This is a genomic window from Dialister succinatiphilus, assembly GCF_928721695.1.
GTDB lineage: Bacteria > Bacillota > Negativicutes > Veillonellales > Dialisteraceae > Dialister > Dialister succinatiphilus.
Genome location: NZ_OV788641.1, coordinates 855,201 through 873,072 on the forward strand (window position 1 = coordinate 855,201; position 17,872 = coordinate 873,072).

The following is a 17,872-nucleotide window of genomic DNA, read 5'->3' on the forward strand; positions in this document are numbered from 1 at the left end:
CTGGTGAAAGCCCAGACCCGGCAAAGCCTAGCAAGCAGCCGGTACTTAGTCTTGCATGTGAAGCCGTGAGGCCAGCATGAAGCGTAGACAAAGGAGTGCGAGAGCCGTAATGCGAAAGCGTGAAGCGATTCAGCCTCGTTAGAACGACAAGTGGAAGCCGATACTCTAACTTTGGTCGCAGGCAGAAATGCGCAGGTCGGTAAGCGAGAACTGTGCAGGTTCCACCGGGGTCATAGAGCATGGCGAGCGCACGAAGTACTATACATGTACCTGGGAGAGCTGACAAGGGTCCTAAATGGATGACACCCATCCCAATGGTATGGACGCCAAAATACTTAACTGTATAGAGACGTCACAGATGCCCGGTCAGCAGTCGGATTACCTCATAGTAGTGATGAAACCTGTGAAAGCAGGTGGAGTGAAGGGGGTAAAGAATAGTCAACAATCGCAGGGAAACAGGTTCTGCACAGAGATGTAGAAGAAACTAAGACTTAGAGATTAGTTAAATGTAAACGGAACTGCAACTGATAAGGTGCAACGAGTACACCCCAAGGACTATTCTAAGAGCCGTATGCGGGAAAACCGCACGTACGGTTCTGTGAGGGGCGGACAGAGTAATCTGATTCCGTCTACTCGACTGACAGCGGCTTTGCCGCTGAGGGTTGTGGTGGGCGCCTTACATTTATAGAGGGCGCCCTCTTATGAAAAAACCTTTACAACTGCACTTATTAAAACGAGTGCCACCTGCTTGCAAGGGGGAGAGGACCATGAGGTGGCGAGGGAGGCCGCCGATTGGCGGTCAGGATAGCGATGGAGCATCCTATCGGTGCTCTGCCCCGTACACCCTTTTGCCACTACGTGGCATTTCCCCTCAAGGGGAAACGAGAAAATAGGTAGCACTGGATATTGTGTCACATATGACACAGACAGCCAATCCCGTAACGTTCTTGCGTCCCCTTTAGGGGAAGAGGGCCACGAAGTGGCGAAGGGGTGGACGGTGGTAATCCTGATTATGATACTTGATGTGGACGTGACCGCCGAAAGGCGCCATTATAATACTCATCGCCCGCAAGGGCGATACCAGAACCCTCGGCCCGAAGGGCCGTCAAACTTACGAACCCTCCGGCCCATAGGGCCGGTCCATCTTAAGAACCTTCACGCCCGAAGGGCAATCCATAACCCTCGGGGCGCAGCCCTGTCAACCCTCACGCCGCAGGCGTGTCCGTGGGCGGAGCCGCCCCCTTTTCACCCACATTTCCAAGTGCTATGCTATACATAAATCATTTCATACAGGAGGCAGCGATGAACTACACAGAGGACAAATCATATCGGAAATGGATACTGGCAGCCCTTTTGACGGCGGCGGGGGTGCTTCTTTCGCCTTTGTTTTCCTTTCCCCTGGGGGTGACCCGGGCTTTTCCGCTGCAGCACATGATTAATATTTTCCTGGCCGTGCTCTGCGGCAGCCGGTACAGCACGTCGGCGGCGTTCTGCACGTCGGTGATTCGAAATCTTCTGGGCACCGGAAGCCTTCTGGCTTTCCCCGGATCCATGGTAGGCGCCTTCCTGTCTGGGTTCCTCTACAGCCGGCTCCATACCCTGTGGGCGGCGGTGCTGGGCGAATTTGTAGGTACCTCCCTCATCGGTGGCCTTCTGTCCTATCCCATTGCGGCCCTCTTTATGGGCTCTTCCAAAGGGGCTCTCTTCTATGTATCCCTCTTTTCTATTTCCTGCGGCACCGGCTGCGTCATTGCCTATGTGGTTTTGAAGAGCGCCCGGTTAATTCAAACGGAATTCATCAAAACGAAATAAAATACAGCTTCTTTATGAAATGAAATGCCCTTTCAAAGGGAAAAACAAAGAAATATTCTCAAAAGAGACCTGGCCCCGGTCTCTTTTTTTATGGAAGCTATATGATTTTTAGTGCGAAAAATAGGGTATCCTTGCCATTTTAGCATCAGGTGCTAATTCCTATTGACAAACTATTTCATTCCAGTGTATAATGTTTTAGTTTCATGAGCTGAAAATCATTCAATTTCATACTAACGTTTTAAAAATAAAAATCCATTTGAGAATTTAGAGAGCTTACCGAAAGCTCCGGGGAGAGAAAATGAACCACTGCCTTCTGAAAACCACACTGGCTGCCCTCTTTGCAGCCACCGCCTTCAATGTTTCCGCTGCCAATCCCTTTGCTGATGTAGATACATCCTCTTGGGCCTACCAGGCTGTATCCCAGCTGTCCGACCAGGGTGTGGTGGATGGATATCCCGACGGTACATTCAAAGGGGATAAGAATGTAAGCCGTTATGAACTGGCCCAGATCATCGCCCGCCTCATGGCTAAGGAAGAAAGCTTGAACGACAGCCAGAGAGCCACGGTACAGAAGCTCTCCGCCGAATACGCCGGCGAACTCCAGAGCCTGGGCGTCCGGGTGAAGGAACTGGAAAAGAAGACAGGCAATCTGTCCAACATTACGGAAATCCGGGTGCAGGACATTCCCCGCTATGACAATGTATACAAAGACAATAAATCCAGCCACGATGAACTGAGCCTTCGGGTACGTCTCAACACCATGGCCAACGTCAATGACAGAAGCACCGTGTACAGCCAGCTGGAAACCACCATGGGCATGAACGGCTCCACCCCCTTCAACCCCAACCGCCAGGACTGGTCCAGCCGGGAAAGTTCTGATTCCGACAAAACAAGGACCGGATACGGTGATGGCGACTTCCACATGAACCGCCTGTGGGCTACCTACCACTTCGGACCGAAACAGGACACCTCCAAGCTCCCCTTCGGACCGTCCAAGAACCTCATCGGCATCGGCCAGTTCCCCGTTAAAATGGGCGTTACCGGCTACACTTACGACGGCCAGTTCAAAGGCGCCTTCATCTCCTTCGGCGACTACCGCCAGGGCGGCCGCTTCACCATCGCCCATGGCCGGGCTACGGATATCAACTATAACTACACCCGCCCCATGATTCACGGCATGGATATTAAGGGGTCCGGCAGCAATGCAGGTTTGATTTCTGCCATCCTTGCTGCAGGAAATGGAGAACTGGGAGAACTGAACCAGGCTATCAACCTTAAAGCCGAAGGAAATGCAGCTAAAAGAGAAGCATTCATTAATGACATTGTAGATAAAGTGGAACAAATTAAAGCTCAAACGAAAGATCTTTCGGCCGATCAGAAGCAGACTTTCATGGCGCAGGCTGTAGGCCAACTGGCTGGACAGCTGCCGGGGGATTTAACGGCCAACATGGGGGCCATCAAGGGTGCACTGGATAAATTTGACAGCATGTCTGCCGGTGGCATGACCATTCATGATGGCACTGCCGTGTTTATGCAGAATGAGGACTGGGGCAGCGATCAGGACGTACCAGTCACCTATGCTTCCTACATTTTCAAGAAACCCCAGCAGTGGGAATTCCATGCCTACGGTATGACTGCCAACGGCCCGGTAGGTAAAATCTGCAGGGCCTATGGCTTTGCCGGCGCCTACTATGTCACCCCCATGTGGCATGTACAGGGTGAATTTGTAAAGAACCTGCGGAAACTGCCGCTGAATGAAGAAAGACCTTACAGCTTCAACTATGGTCTTCACTACGGCACTGCCGATGTATTGAAAGCTCGTTCCTTCGAAGTGGGTCTTGACTACGTATACAGCCAGGCAGGCAGCTACTTCGGCGGCTCCTCCGATGACATTGTGGATCAGTACATGGGCCATGTATACAAGGACTGGCATGGCATGAAGAACGTACCGGCCTATATCGCTGACGTCATGGACGACACTGCCAAATACGGCGGCAAGGTAGACGGAAAGAACTACGGCGGCGCCAAATTCTTCCTGGCCAAAGCCTCCTTCGTCCCCATGAGAGGCCTTATCATTGACGCAGAATACGGCTTCAACGCCAAGGACATGGGCGGCCGGAAGATGGACAACATGTTCATGCTGAAAGCTACCGCTTATCTGAAATAAAAAAGGCATCAAAAAACCGGATGAGAAATCATCCGGTTTTTTCGTGTGCATGGTATGGACAAGCCCCTATGGGGCTTGAGGGTTGACGGCCCTTTGGGCCGAAGGTTCTTAAGGGGCTTAAGTTTGACGCGCCTTTGGCGCGAGGGTTGTTGTAGGGCGCCTCTAAATTATAGAAGGCGCCAGTTTGTATAAAACCTTAACAACCGCCCTGACGGGCGAGGAAATGCAATCTCCCTTTGGTAGCTGGCGCCACCACCTTCCCCCACTTCGTGGTGGGACTATGGGTGTTTAGTCATGGGGCCATGTCTCTACAGGAAAGCATAGAGCGATTGATTCTGTCCCCCGGATGGGGTGGCAAGGGAACACGATTCGTAAGGGAGCAAAGCGACCTGAGAATCGTGTGACACGCTTTCCCGTGGAGAAGTCCGGCGAAGCCGGATAGGGGGAGGCGAGCGCAGCGAGCCAATCCGCAGAATTGTTTTCATGCCATATGACACTGAAAGCCAATCCCGTAACGTTCTTGCGTCCCCTTTAGGGGAAGAGGGCCACGAAGTGGCGAAGGGATGTACGAGGGTAAGAATGATTATGATACTCGATGTGGACGTGACCGCCGAAAGGCGGCATTATAATACTCATCGCCCCCTAAAGGGGAAACGACTCACTACATTTTGCGCGTCGCTAGCGCTCCTTCAAAATGTGTTCGCTGTGCACCGTAAGGGCGATACCACAACCCTCGGCCCGAAGGGCCGTCAAACTTAAGAACCTTTAGAACCCTCGGGCCAAAGGCCCGTCAACCCTCACGCCGCAGGCGTGTCCGTGGGCGAAGCCCCGTCATCACACCGTAGGCGTGTCCGTATCTTCCGCGATTTCCGACACCTTTTCCCATACCAGACCCAGCAGGAAGCCGGCGGCGAAGAAGAGGAGCCAGGACATATTGGACGAAGAAAGGGGAAGGGATTCCATGAAGCGGGCCATGACAGGCACCGAGAGGCCTGCGGCTGTCAAAGCGTCGTAAAGAGCGGGGACCATGGTGAAGAGGGTGGCCAGCACGTACACCTTCCGGCTGCCCTGGAAGAAGTCATGGAGGAAAGTGAGGACAATGAGTGAAATGGACAGGGGATAGAGGAAAAGGAGCACCGGAATGGCGCCTTTGATAATGGCAGACAAACCGAAGAGAGCGATGGCAAAAGAAAGGACCGTAAAGAAGGTGGCCCAGGCCTTATGGGAGAAACGGGGCAGGAGGGTGTGGAAATAGGCGGCGCAGGAAGCGATGAGGCCGATGGAAGTAGTGAGGCAGGCCAGGATGACGATGAAGCCCAGAAGAAGACTGCCCATAGGTCCGAAATAGAAGGACGCAGCCCCTACCAGCACAGGCGCCCCGTTTTCCACGTGGCCCAGCACAGACACCGAAGAGGCGCCCAGGGTGCAGAGGGCGGCATAAATGAGGAACATGAAGAATGTGGAAATGAGACCGGACTTCAAGGCAGCGCCGGCGATTTCACGGTTGGAAGACAGGCCGTAGAGACGGATGGATTCCACCACGATGACGCCGAACACCAGGCCTGCCAGACAGTCCATGGTATTGTAGCCCTCCAGCAGAGCCGAAGAAAAGGCTTTCACCGGCGTGTCATAAGCAGGAGACGGCGCCTGCCAGCTTCCCATGGGCAGGAAAAGAGAGGCGGCGATGAGGATGAAAAGGAAAGAGAGAAGCATGGGCGTAATGCACTTGCCGATGCGGGGCACCAGCTTGGAAGGGCTGATGGACAGATACCAGGAAAGAAGGAAGAAAAGAAATACAAATCCGTAAAGCCCCATACCCCTTATGTCAGCAGGAAGGAAATGGGAAATGGCGATTTCATAGGACACCGTGGCCGTCCGGGGGATGGCAAAGAAGGGTCCGATGGTCAGGTACAGGGCGCAGCTGAAAAGAATGCCGTACAGCGGGCTCACCCGTCCGGCCAGCTCCCTCAGATTCTTCCCGGAAAAACAAATAGCCAGCACCGAAGCAAAAGGCAGCCCCACGCCGGTGATCAGAAATCCTGCCGTGGCATACCAGGTATTCCAGCCGGAATTCTGTCCCATAAAAGCAGGAAATATCAGATTTCCCGCACCAAAAAAGAGGGCAAACAGCATGAGCCCGATAGCAATGTATTCATTCGAAGTTTTTTTCATACAATTCCCATTTCTTTATTTAAATACGTCGAAACAACATAATGATATTTTATCATAAATTCTAATGTTTTGCATGAAAAAAGTGAATAATATATAAGTATATAAATAGGGTGGAGGTGGGCGCCTTATGGACAAGCCCCTATGGGGCTTGAGGGTTCTAAAGTTGTGCGCCAGTTCGGCGTGTATAGTATAGTCTGGTGAAAGCCCAGACCCGGCAAAGCCTAGCAAGCAGCCGGTACTTAGTCTTGCATGTGAAGCCGTGAGGCCAGCATGAAGCGTAGACAAAGGAGTGCGAGAGCCGTAATGCGAAAGCGTGAAGCGATTCAGCCTCGTTAGAACGACAAGTGGAAGCCGATACTCTAACTTTGGTCGCAGGCAGAAATGCGCAGGTCGGTAAGCGAGAACTGTGCAGGTTCCACCGGGGTCATAGAGCATGGCGAGCGCACGAAGTACTATACATGTACCTGGGAGAGCTGACAAGGGTCCTAAATGGATGACACCCATCCCAATGGTATGGACGCCAAAATACTTAACTGTATGGAGACGTCACAGATGCTCGGTCAGCAGTCGGATTACCTCATAGTAGTGATGAAACCTGTGAAAGCAGGTGGAGTGAAGGGGGTAAAGAATAGTCAACAATCGCAGGGAAACAGGTTCTGCACAGAGATGTAGAAGAAACTAAGACTTAGAGATTAGTTAAATGTAAACGGAACTGCAACTGATAAGGTGTAACGAGTACACCCCAAGGACTATTCTAAGAGCCGTATGCGGGAAAACCGCACGTACGGTTCTGTGAGGGGCGGACAGAGTAATCTGATTCCGTCTACTCGACTGACGGGGCTATCGCCCCGAGGGTTCTTAAGTTTGACAGCGGCTTTGCCGCTGAGGGTTGTGGTAGGCGCCTTACATTTATAGAAGGCGTCCTCTTATGATAAAACCTTCACAACCGGGCTTTCGCCCGAGGGAAAACCATACAACCGCCCTGCGGGCGAGGGAAATGCATTCCCCCTTTGGCGCCTTACGGCACCACCTTTCCCCCGCAAGCGGGGGCACAATAACCCGTGCTTACTGTAGAGCCATTTATGAAGAGAGTGTTTCGCGGTGTTTTATTCTGCCCCTGAACAGGGAGAAGTCCGGCGCAGCCGGATAGGGGGAGGCGAGCGTAGCGAGCCAGTCAGCAGAATTGTTATTTTGCCATATGACACTGAAAGCCAATCCCGTAACGTTCTTGCGTCCCCTTTAGGAGAAGAGGGCCACGAAGTGGCGAAGGGTGTGCAAGCGAACTGGATTCATAGGGGAGCCCCGCGACCCGCGAATCCAGTGAGACGCCATCCAGCGAAGTCGGTATGTACAAGGGTAAGAATGATTATGATACTCGATGTGGACGTGACCGCCGAAAGGCGGCATTATAATACTCATCGCCCCCTAAAGGGGAAACGACTCACTACATTTTGCGCGTCGCTAGCGCTCCTTCAAAATGTGTTCGCTGTGCACCGCAAGGGCGATACCACAACCCTCGGCCCGAAGGGCCGTCAAACTTACGAACCCTCCGGCCCATAGGGCCGGTCCATCTTAAGAACCCTCCCTCATAACGCTGACTTTATAAGCATTGCCCGAAGGGCAATCCACAACCCTCGGGCCAACGGCCCGTCAAACTTAAGAACCCTCCGGCCAAGGGCCGGTCAATCCTAAGAACCTTTCCCTTCACAACCCTTCTACACAATCCGCGGCGCCAGCCGCGTCCCTTTTTTAAAATCTGCGGCGAAGCCGCCACAACAACCCTCGGCCCGAAGGGCCGTCAAACCTAAGAATCTTAAGAACCCTCGGGCCAAAGGCTCGTCAACCCTCACGCCGCAGGTGTGTCCAACTCCATAGTGACACTGCTGCCATGAGGCTGTATAATAAAAAGAAAATCCGCCGTTTTGGCGGAAGGTGTACAGAGGGAGGATACCTATGGGTCTCAGAGAATACAAACTGGCCTATGGCCATGGAACACAGTCTGTCATGCTCCCGGAGGAGCATATTTCCGATGTGCTGGAAGGGGTGCCTACGCCTGCCTGTGATGTGAAGAAAGCCACCATAGAGTGCATGCGTCATCCCATCGGCACGAAGCCCCTGCAGGAACTGGTGAAGAAGGGTGATAAGGTATGTCTGGTGGTGGCCGACATTACCCGCGCCTGGAACAGGGCATCGGAATTCACCATTCATGTGGTGAATGAGCTGAATCTGGCCGGCGTGCCGGATGAGGACATTTACATTGTCTTTGCCCAGGGCACCCACCGTCCCCACACGGATGAGGAAAACGTGACCTGCGTAGGCGAAGAAGTGGCCCGCCGCATTAAAATGTACCAGCATATTTCCACAGACAAATCCATGCTCACCCACATGGGCGTCACCAAGCTGGGCACTGACGTGTGGATCGATACCCGGGTGGCAGAAGCGGACAAGGTCATCCTCATCAATGCCGTTTCCACCCACGACATGGCCGGCTTCGGCGGCGGCAGAAAGCTCATCCTTCCCGGCGTGGCAGGATTTGAAACAGTGCAGCAGAACCACTGCCATGCCCTGGGACCCACCCTGGGCAGCGGCCTCAACCCGGATGCCAAACTTTTGAAAATTGAAGGAAACCCCGTATCCGATGACATGCAGGAAGCCTGCGACATGGTGGGCCCCTGCTTCCTGGTTCATTCCATCATTAATGAAGAAGGGGAAATCTCCTCCATGGTGGGCGGAGATCCCTACAAAGCATGGCTGGAAGGGACGAAAGAAACCTACCGTATGCAGAAAGTGCCCATGAAACAGCAGGCCGACGTGACCATCGTATCCGCCGGCGGCTACCCCAAGGACACCAACCTCTACCAGGGCACCAAGTGCTACACCACCGCTGAAATCGCCACGAAAAAAGGCGGCATCATCATCACCATGATTGAAGCAGAAGACGTCATGGAACCACCGGCCTACCTGGGCAGCTTCAAGTATAAAAACCTGGAAGACATGGAAAAAGGCCTCCGCGGCTGCTTCACCATTCCCTTCTTCGTAGCCTTTGAAAACCTCATCACCGCCATGACCCATACCGTTTACATCGTGACCCGGCCGGAAAACTTCGACATCCTCCGGGAAAAGACCCATCAGATCCCCGTGGCCACTGTGGAAGAAGCCTGGGAACTGGCGAAAAAACAGCTGGCAGAAGAAGGAAAGACAGACTATTCCATCAATATCATCCCCCACGGCAGTGCCATTGTGCCGTTCCTGAAAAAATAAGAGACAGCCCATGAAAAAAGAAATCCTGACCCTCGCTGCCGCCCTGGTCTTCGCCCTGCCCTTCACTGCTGGAGCTGCCGATTTCATCCATCTGGACGAAACATCCTTCGATACCATGTGGCAGCAGGGGAAAACCATCAAAAAACATGGCTCCCTGGAAAATCCCATGCACTACGGCGTAGAAATGCGCCACGGCACCATCGGCTCCAACCAGGTGGTACTGGTGACACCCTACACTGCAGGACTCTATATTTCCTCCACCGAAACCCTGCGCCTTCTGGACGTGCCCCATGACTTCAGGGACCGGCTCCTCCAAAACCAGGACATCCTCTTCATCGCCCCCGCCTACGTGCCGGTGCACCACCTCATCTCCTGGTCCACCGAAACCAAGGGCAGCGGAAGAGCAGAACACCTGGCCCTGGTAAAAGAAGGGAAAATGATTTTTCCCCGGTATACCATGGACCCCGTGGTAGACAGCCTCCTGCCCCACAGCCACTTCGTCCGCTACTTCGGCTTCACCAGAAAAGAAATCCTGGACGTACCCTACGAAGTGCGCTACGTCAATGGCGAAGGAGACCTTATCTCCTTCAAAGTGGATGAAAAAGATCTGGAAACGCTGATTCGAGAAGAAAAGAACTTTAAAGCCTGAACCTGAATAAAGAAACAAAAAAACTGCGAGAAAACTCGCAGTTTTTTTGTTTCCAACTCGGACAAGCCCCTTTGGGCTTGAGGGTTCAGGCGCCTGTGGCGCGGTCGGGATCGGGACCGGGACCTGGGCGGTGCTTTCCCGTATTCCCGAAGGTTGACACGCCTTATGGACAAGCCCCTATGGGGCTTGAGGGTTGACGGCCCGCTGGGCCGAAGGTTCTTAAGGGGCTTAAGTTTGACGCGCCTTTGGCGTGCACAGCGAACATTATTTGAAGGAGCAAAGCGACGCACAAATCATAGTGAGTCGTTTCCCCTTTAGGGGCGAGGGTTGTGGTAGGGCGCCTCTAAATTATAGAAGGCGCCAGTTTGTATAAAACCTTAACAACCGCCCTGGCGTGCGAGGAAATGCAGTCCCCCTTTGGTGGCTGGCGCCACCACCTTGCCCGGTGGGAAGCATGTCACTGGATTCGCGGGTCGCGGGGCTCCCCTATGAATCCAGTTCCTTTGCCACCCCCACTTCGTGGGGGCACTATAAAGCTCCGTTATGCTGTGAGCTGCTTATGAAAGGACTGCTTTTCAGAGCTTTATTCTGCCCCCGCTTGCGGGGGAAGTCCGGCGCAGCCGGAAAGGGGGGCGAGCGCAGCGAGCCAACCCGCAGAATGCTTATCATACCATATGACATAGAAAGCCAATCCCGTAACGCTGACTTTAATAATCTGCGGCGAAGCCGCCACCACCACCCTTTGAACCCTCTGAACCTTTTGAACCCTTTGAACCCTCACGCCGCAGGCGTGTCCCATAAACCCTCACACCGAAGGTGTGTCCAAAGTCCTACCACATAATATCCCCATCCACCAGCTGGCCGTCCAGGGGAAGGCTGCTGGTGAACTGCCAGAGCCGGGCGCCGGGCTGGCTGCAGGTGCTGCCCCACTGGGCGCACCAGAGGGGCGTGCCTTCGGGCAGGGAGGGGAGGTGAATCTTTTCTTCCAGCCAGGAGCAGCTGCTGTAGAGGCCGGCGGGGTATCCTTCTTTTTCCATTTCCAAAAGAAAGGCCCGGCAGAGGGCAGTGATTTCTTCTCTGCCTGCGATGCCCCGCTTTTCTTTATAGCCGTCGGCGTCTTCCATGTCCAGCCAGCAGCCCGCTGGGAGGCAGTCTTTGGACAGGCCGCAGTCTTTCAGCACGGCGGCGGTGAAGCGGGCTTCTTCCACCGCTTCTTCTTCGGTGAGGGCATAGCTGTAGTAGTAGATGCCCAGTTCCAGTCCGGCGGCCAGGACGCCGTTTACCTGTTCATAGAAACGGCTGTCCAGGTGGCCTTTTCCCCAGCCCAGACGGACGATGACGAAGGAAGCGCCCTGCTTTTTCAGGGACTGCCAGGAGAGGGGCTGGTTGTGCTCCGATACATCGATGCCCCATTTCATTTTCTGCCTCCTTTCATGTGCTTCAGCATGAAGGTGACAGAAGAAAAGCCTGCTTCCGACAGATTTTCCATGACAGAAAGGGCTTCGGCAGCAGTCAGGTAGCCCACGGCCAGGGATACCATGCCCGAGGGGAAGCCGCTTTCGGAGAGAAGATAGTCGGCGCAGGCGGAAACCAGGACGCACAGATTATAAAGGATGAGTTTGGACAGGCCCTGCTCTTTCATGACGCTGCTGCAGATGAGACCCAGACGGCGGGCCCGGGGAATGGCGCGAATCATGGAAAGCAGGGTGGCCTCCGATTTCCCTTCGGCCCTGAGCAGAGCGGCGCTGATGGCAATCCAGCGGGACAGCAGGTCTGCCAGCACCAGCAGGGAAAAGCAGAGGAACATGAAGGCGTGGTGCACCAGGGCAAGAAAGAAAATAGACAGGGCCGTCTTCAGGGGAAAGTGGGAGGCCAGGTCCTCCCCGGGGTAAAATGATTGATTCATAGGAAACCTCCTTTCATGAAATCCATTTCCTGTTTCTATAGTCATGAAAGGGGTGGATTGTCACCGGAGGCCCTTTTTGTGGTAAAATACGCTTGATGAAAGGGAAAGGAGAGGTTTCTTTGAACCATTTGAAATTGAAAGCGGCGTCTCTTCTGTTTTCTGCTGCTCTGCTGGCAGGCTGCGGACTGACCGATGAGAAAATCACCATGAAGCCGGAGACAGGAGAGAGCATCCAGGTCACCCTGGACAGGGGCGATGATTTTTCCATGGAAGAATCGTCCGGTGTCCTTCTGGTGTACCAGAAGAAGAAGGTCATGATGCGCTGTGCCTTCATCAGCAGGGAGCAGGAACAGGCCCAGCGGGCCTCTATCATTACCATGCCCTTTGAAATCCACAGGGAAGAGGAAAACTATATTTCCTACAGCATGGGCGGCCCCGACGGCATGGTAAACTACTACATGTATCCCGTGGGAAAAAAGACCTGGCTCTACGCCGCCACCCACCTGCCTCCGGAAGCAGCGGACAAGGTACTTTCCCGCATCCATTTCAAAGAGGGCAGTGAGTAATTCATTGCCTTCACGCAAAGGAGGACATCATGAGAGTTCTGGTGAGCGCCTGCCTTCTGGGCAGGAACTGCAAGTACAGCGGCGGGAATAACAGAAACGAAAGGGTCATTTCTTTCCTTAAAGACAAGGAAGTCATTCCTGTGTGCCCGGAAGTGGAAGCAGGCCTTCCGGTGCCAAGGCCGCCTGTGGAGATCCGAAAGGGCCGGGTGGTCCGTAAAGATGGCAGGGACATGGATGAAATCTACCGCCTGGGCGCAGCCCGGGTGCTTTCCCGTATGGGAAAAGTGGACCTGGCCATACTGAAATCCGGCAGCCCTACCTGCGGCGTCCACGATATCTACGACGGCACCTTCAGCGGAAAGAAAATCAAAGGCCGGGGCGTGCTGGCAGAAGCCCTGGTCAGGGCAGGAGTGCCGGTGGTGGATGAAAAGGAGCTGCTCAGCGGCCCGGGGCCAAAGGGGTTGACGGCTTTTAGGGACAAGTCCTGACGGGCGTGAGGGTTCAAGCGCCTGTGGCGTGGTCGGGATCGGGACCGGGATTGGGACCTGGGCGGTGCTTTCCAGTATTCCCGAAGGGGCCTGCGCCTGCGGCGCAGAGGGGCATATGGCATCCATCGGGCCTCTGGCCCTCGGTGCCAAGGGTTGTGGAGAAAGGTTGCATCGCTTCGCTCAGGGGGCCGCCGATTGGCGGTCAGGATAGCGATAGAGTATCACATCGTTGCTCTGCCCCGTACACCCTTTTGCCACTACGTGGCATTTCCCCTCAAGGGGAAACGAGAGATATGAGGGAAAAAACAGCGAGTCATATACTTCAGGTACCATTTCGGCGTTTTTCCCCTTTGGTGGCTGGCGCCACCACCTTTTCCCCCCACTCCGTGGTGGGACTATGGATGCTTAGTCGTGGGGCCATGTCTCTACAGGAAAGCATAGAGCGGCCTATTCTGCCCCCTGCATAGGGGGAAGTCCGGCGCAGCCGGATAAGGGGGAGCCGCGCAGCGGCTAATCACCAGAATGCTTATCATGCTATATGACACTGAAAGTAAATCCCGTAACGCTGACTTTATACTTATCGCCCGTAAGGGCGATACCACAACCCTCGGCCCGAAGGGCCGTCAAACTTAAGAACCTTAAGAACCTTCGGGGCGAAGCCCCGTTAACCCTCACACCGCAGGTGTGTCCTCTGAACCCGGGCCACAGAGTGGCCCCCACTGCCCTTAATTTCCCATTGCAAGAAGAGTCAATATATTATAAACTGATACGAGTGATATTTCCAAAAGCGTAAGAGCAGGGAGGCGTTTCAAAATTTTAATCGGCGGTATAGAAGCAGGCGGTACTAAAATAATTTGCGGCGTGGGAGAAGTGAAGGATGGCACCATTCGCATTCTTTCGGAAATGCGGTTTCCTACCACCACCGCATCCCGGGTGCTGCCGGAAATCATTGCCTGGTTTAAGCAGTATTCCATCGAATCCCTGGGAATAGCCAGCTTCGGGCCTCTGGACCTGAAGAAGGACTCCCATACTTACGGCTACATCAAAGCGACACCGAAGAAGGGCTGGCAGGATGTGGACTTTGTGGGACCCTTTGCCCGGGCTTTTGCGATTCCTATCGAGTTTGATACAGATGTGAACGGGGCGGCTCTGGGTGAATCGGTCTACGGCGCCGGCAGGGGATGTCAGGTGGTGGCTTATATGACCGTAGGCACCGGCATCGGCGTAGGTCTTTACACGGAAGGAAAGCTCCTCCATGGTCTGGTGCATCCGGAAGCAGGGCACATGCTGATCCAGCGCCACCCGAAGGATACCTATGAAGGAAGCTGTCCTTTCCACAAGGATTCCTTCCTTCCCGGCGGCTGCCTGGAGGGATACGCCTGCGGACCGGCTATCCAGCAGCGCTGGGGCGCGCCGGGAGAGACGCTGCATAACCGGAAGGAAGTATGGGAAATGGAAGCCTATTACCTGGGACAGGGCGTTTCCAATCTGGTGCTTCTCTATTCTCCGGATAAAATCATTATCGGCGGCGGCGTCATGCATCAGGACAACCTGTTCCAGATGGTGAGAGATGAAGTCAAGAAGAATCTGAACGGTTACATTCATTCGGATATGGTGGAAGGAAATCTGGAGAATTACATCGTTCCGCCGATGCTGAAAGATCATGCCGGTCTCATCGGTGCCATCGAACTGGGCAAGAGAGCCTGGGAAAACGAAAATAAACAGTAATAGCAAAAAACTTCAGCCTTTTTGGGGGCTGAAGTTTTTTTGTGTATTTTCTTGTGCCAAAAGCGCAGCTTTCCACTCCCGTCCTTTCGACGGTCGGGAAAATTCTGGTTTTTCTTCATAGTGCTGGATGCATGGAAGCGGGAGATCTCTCGACTCAGAGTTTCAATAAACCCCGAAGTCTTTACAGCCCATACCGGCATGCAGCTCCGCTCGAGATGACGATGGCGGCGGGCAGCATAGAGTTAGTTCAACGGGGGATCAATGAAAGGTAAGTGTCAAGTTTTCCTCGGTAATTCATTTGACTGTCGATAATTACTATCTCCGTGGCTTCGGCTTTATCAGTATTTCTGTATAGCTCTGGCCAGTCTCCCCATTGGTGAAGAAGAAGCTCCATAAACGCCTATACGTCCCTCCAGGCATCCCGGCCTATAGTTTCTCATTTTACGCTTCTGCGCCTCATTCCGGACATTCTGGGCGATTTTACGCTCTGCCTGCACCGCAGCCTTGTGCATGGCTCTATCCATCTTTTTGTAGCTTTTCCCATTAGCATGGTACAGGAGAGCTGCTGTAAGTGTTTTATTCTTCCGGGCGGTTAATACCCAAACCATACACTCCATTCCCTCGCTGGACCAGCTACGTCCCTGCCGCTTCATGCGATAGCTGTAAAACCGGTGGTTTGTTTCTGCAGTCCCCAGGTGAATCTCTGTATGGATGCCGCGCTGACTCAGGCTGGGGATATAGGGAGCATTTCTCTCCAGATAGCTCTGCAGCTTGTCTACCTCCTCCAAATCCGCCTCTGTTCGGGCGCAGCTCCGGGCAGTATCCATCCATACGGGAATCTGTTTCATAATATCGTCGCTCTGGTGAAGTTCTCGGATAATACGGTCTATCAGTTTCCTGTTGCAGAAGCTGAGCCGGGTCCGGATCTTTTCATGCACATGATAGCAGTCGCGGAAGTGCTGGTGATCCAGGCAGCCTTCTACCATTTGCTCAAAGTCCTGAAACTGGTATCCGGACCCTCCATCCCCATTCGACAGCACTGTGGTCTTAGACAGGTCATAGTGCCCAAGCAGATAGCTTCTTACCATTGCAAAAAGTTCTTTTCTGCTGGTAGATGCAAAGCAGCGAAGTCCTACCAGTTCTGTCCTGTTGCCATTTTTCCTGACTCCCTCATATACCTGGAGGCGGTGCACTTCCGAAACGCCGCCTTTCTCCTTGTTCTTGAGTACAATTCCATCTCCTTCAATCGCTATAATTTCCGGTTGTGTCGGCTTTTCAACCTTTTCCTCTTCTGCCAATGCTTTTTCATAAGTCTTCGCCTTCTTACCGGCATAGTTCTTGAGTGAGATAACAGACTGATGGGAGATGGTAATTCCCGCCAGGCTTTGCAGGAGTTCGCTGGCACTGCGAGATGTGGTAATTGCGACAGCCTCGACAATCCGCTCAATCATTCCCAAGCTGTAGTGTTTTCTAGGCTCAAAGCCCATTTTACGGTCCAAAGGATAGAAGGTCTTCCCTTTTTTCTGCAGAAGTCGTCGGGTATAGGTCAGCTCTCCATAGCGGCAGCAAATCGTCCTAGAGTCCCGGCGCGCCACACGCCACCCCTGTACCTTGTAAATCTGATACAGCTCAGCGTCAATACGCGCCAGGGCCATAGCTATAAGCTGACAGTTCATTTCAGTGAGCCAATGAGTTAGCTTCCTTTCAGCCTCGATAGAGTCATCAGATTCCTTAATGAGAGAAATGACTGCACCAATTGCATTTTCACTCCAAATTTCTCCAGTTTTTGTTATAATATCCATGAGGAAAGCCCTTTCTTTGTTTTATTTGTGCACGGAAATTATAACATTTCCACTCAAGGGGAGGCTTTCCTCTTTTATTGTTTCTGGAAAAATTCCCCTACCGAGTAAAATTTTACACTAAGCAATGAAAGAAGCGCTGCTTTGCACTCCCGTCATTTCGACGAAAGCGTTGCGGAGTGGAGAAATCTCCTTTCCGGGAAGTTTCCTGCAGCGATGAGCTTCCATAGTATCAAGCCGTACAGGAATCCCTTATTTCACCCATTCCACCGACTCGGAGAGGGGCTTTCTGCTCTTGTCCCGGTGCGGTGTTTCGGCCCGATAGCCGAAGGCGGCCATGACGGCGATGCCGTAGTGTCTGGTGTCGAAGAGGTGATGTTCTTCTCCCAGAAGGCGGGTCATGTCAGCAGGATTGAATCCTTCCAGGGGCAGGAGTCGATGCCCATGTAGGCAGCCATGGTCATCATGTTGGCCATGACGATGTAGGCCTGCTTGGAGGTCCAGTCCAGTGCGGTGCGTTCGGAGTCAAAGATTTTCATTTCCTCTTTCCCGAAGCGGGTGTACACCTGGCTGTAGAAGTTGTATACTTCCGGCGGCACCTGGTGGATGTCCTTCAGCATGTGGTCTGCATAGGGGGAACCGAAGGTGATGTCTTCTCTCTTGTTGGCCAGGAAGACTACGAAATGGCTGGCGCCGGAGAGTCCGGCTCTGGCGCCCCAGCCGTAGGGCATCATTTCCTCCCGGATTTTTCTGTTCTGGATGACCAGGATTTTCTAGGGCTCCATGCCAAAGGAGGTGGGAGACAGACGGGCCGCTTCCAGCAGGGTTTCAAAGTCTTCATCGGAAATGATTTTTTCCGGATCAAATTTCTTCGTGGCATAGCGGTACTTCATGGCTTCCAGAAGGACCTTCTTATCATTATGGGGCTTGGGTGTATCTTTGGTGGGGATCGTAATGGATTCGTTATTCATGATTGGCTCCTTTACATCTATAATTATCTATAAAGAGATGGATTAAATATAGCATTTTTTCTATGTAAAGTCAATGGGATGCTTTATGGACACGCCCTTATGGGCGTGAAGGTTCTAAAGTTTGACGGAGCTATCGCCCCGAGGGTTCTTAAGTTTGACAGCGGCTCTGCCGCTGAGGGTGGAGGTGGGCGCCTATAAATTATAGAAGGCGCCCTCTTATGAAAAACCTTTACAACTGCACTTATTAAAACGAGTGCCACCTGCTTGCAAGGGGGAGAGGACCATGAGGCGGCGAGGGAGGCCGCCGATTGGCGGTCAGGATAGCGATAGAGTATCACATCGTTGCTCTGCCC

General features: G+C 53.2%; 11 protein-coding genes and 1 pseudogene. 7 read left to right on the top strand and 5 right to left on the bottom strand.

Annotated features, from left to right (window positions below; all coding sequences use genetic code 11):
- Nucleotides 1-1,302 precede the first annotated feature (1,302 nt).
- Together thiW and NW747_RS03615 are read left to right on the top strand one after the other, a co-directional pair.
- Entirely contained in the window at nt 1,303-1,812 is a 510-nt protein-coding gene (gene thiW / locus NW747_RS03610) for an energy coupling factor transporter S component ThiW (protein ID WP_273188043.1), read from the top strand.
- Nucleotides 1,813-2,110: 298 nt separating this feature from the next.
- On the top strand, nt 2,111-3,979 hold the full coding sequence (locus NW747_RS03615) for an S-layer homology domain-containing protein (protein ID WP_273188044.1): 1,869 nt from the start codon (nt 2,111-2,113) through the stop codon (nt 3,977-3,979).
- Nucleotides 3,980-4,813: 834 nt separating this feature from the next.
- Here the strand turns inward: NW747_RS03615 and brnQ are convergent.
- The gene (gene brnQ / locus NW747_RS03620) at nt 4,814-6,151 is read right to left on the bottom strand and encodes a branched-chain amino acid transport system II carrier protein (protein ID WP_273188045.1); all 1,338 of its coding nucleotides are present in this window, start codon (nt 6,149-6,151) and stop codon (nt 4,814-4,816) included.
- A gap of 1,953 nt (nt 6,152-8,104) precedes the next feature.
- On the opposite strand from brnQ, the gene larAH10 reads away from it, so the two are divergent.
- Both larAH10 and NW747_RS03630 read left to right on the top strand, forming a co-directional pair.
- On the top strand, nt 8,105-9,412 hold the full coding sequence (gene larAH10 / locus NW747_RS03625; RefSeq protein WP_008859489.1) for an NPN-dependent 2-hydroxyacid racemase, LarAH10 family: 1,308 nt from the start codon (nt 8,105-8,107) through the stop codon (nt 9,410-9,412).
- A 10-nt stretch (nt 9,413-9,422) separates the two neighbouring features.
- Complete coding sequence (locus tag NW747_RS03630; protein WP_273188046.1) at nt 9,423-10,061, top strand: hypothetical protein; 639 nt, start codon at nt 9,423-9,425, stop codon at nt 10,059-10,061.
- A gap of 830 nt (nt 10,062-10,891) precedes the next feature.
- On the opposite strand, the gene NW747_RS03635 is transcribed toward NW747_RS03630, so the two are convergent.
- Together NW747_RS03635 and NW747_RS03640 are read right to left on the bottom strand one after the other, a co-directional pair.
- A complete protein-coding gene (locus NW747_RS03635) occupies nt 10,892-11,479 on the bottom strand; it encodes a GH25 family lysozyme (protein ID WP_273188047.1) in 588 nt (195 codons plus the stop codon).
- A complete protein-coding gene (locus NW747_RS03640; protein WP_273188048.1) occupies nt 11,476-11,967 on the bottom strand; it encodes a phage holin family protein in 492 nt (163 codons plus the stop codon). Before NW747_RS03640 ends, NW747_RS03635 begins: the two co-directional genes overlap by 4 nt.
- Before the next feature lie 119 nt (nt 11,968-12,086).
- Between NW747_RS03640 and NW747_RS03645 the strand changes: the two genes are divergently transcribed.
- From NW747_RS03645 to NW747_RS03655, 3 genes are all read left to right on the top strand, one after another.
- A complete protein-coding gene (locus NW747_RS03645; RefSeq protein WP_273188049.1) occupies nt 12,087-12,533 on the top strand; it encodes a hypothetical protein in 447 nt (148 codons plus the stop codon).
- A gap of 29 nt (nt 12,534-12,562) precedes the next feature.
- Nucleotides 12,563-13,021, top strand: a complete 459-nt coding sequence (locus tag NW747_RS03650; protein WP_273188050.1) for a 2-thiouracil desulfurase family protein — start codon at nt 12,563-12,565, stop codon at nt 13,019-13,021.
- An 828-nt stretch (nt 13,022-13,849) separates the two neighbouring features.
- Nucleotides 13,850-14,749, top strand: a complete 900-nt coding sequence (locus NW747_RS03655) for an ROK family protein (RefSeq protein ID WP_273097354.1) — start codon at nt 13,850-13,852, stop codon at nt 14,747-14,749.
- Nucleotides 14,750-15,087: 338 nt separating this feature from the next.
- Here NW747_RS03655 and NW747_RS03660 read toward each other — a convergent pair whose 3' ends face one another.
- Together NW747_RS03660 and NW747_RS03665 are read right to left on the bottom strand one after the other, a co-directional pair.
- Nucleotides 15,088-16,551, bottom strand: a complete 1,464-nt coding sequence (locus tag NW747_RS03660) for an ISLre2 family transposase (protein ID WP_273186528.1) — start codon at nt 16,549-16,551, stop codon at nt 15,088-15,090.
- 249 nt (nt 16,552-16,800) lie between these two features.
- Nucleotides 16,801-17,519: pseudogene (locus NW747_RS03665) on the bottom strand (NAD(P)H-dependent oxidoreductase).
- Nucleotides 17,520-17,872: the final 353 nt, after the last annotated feature.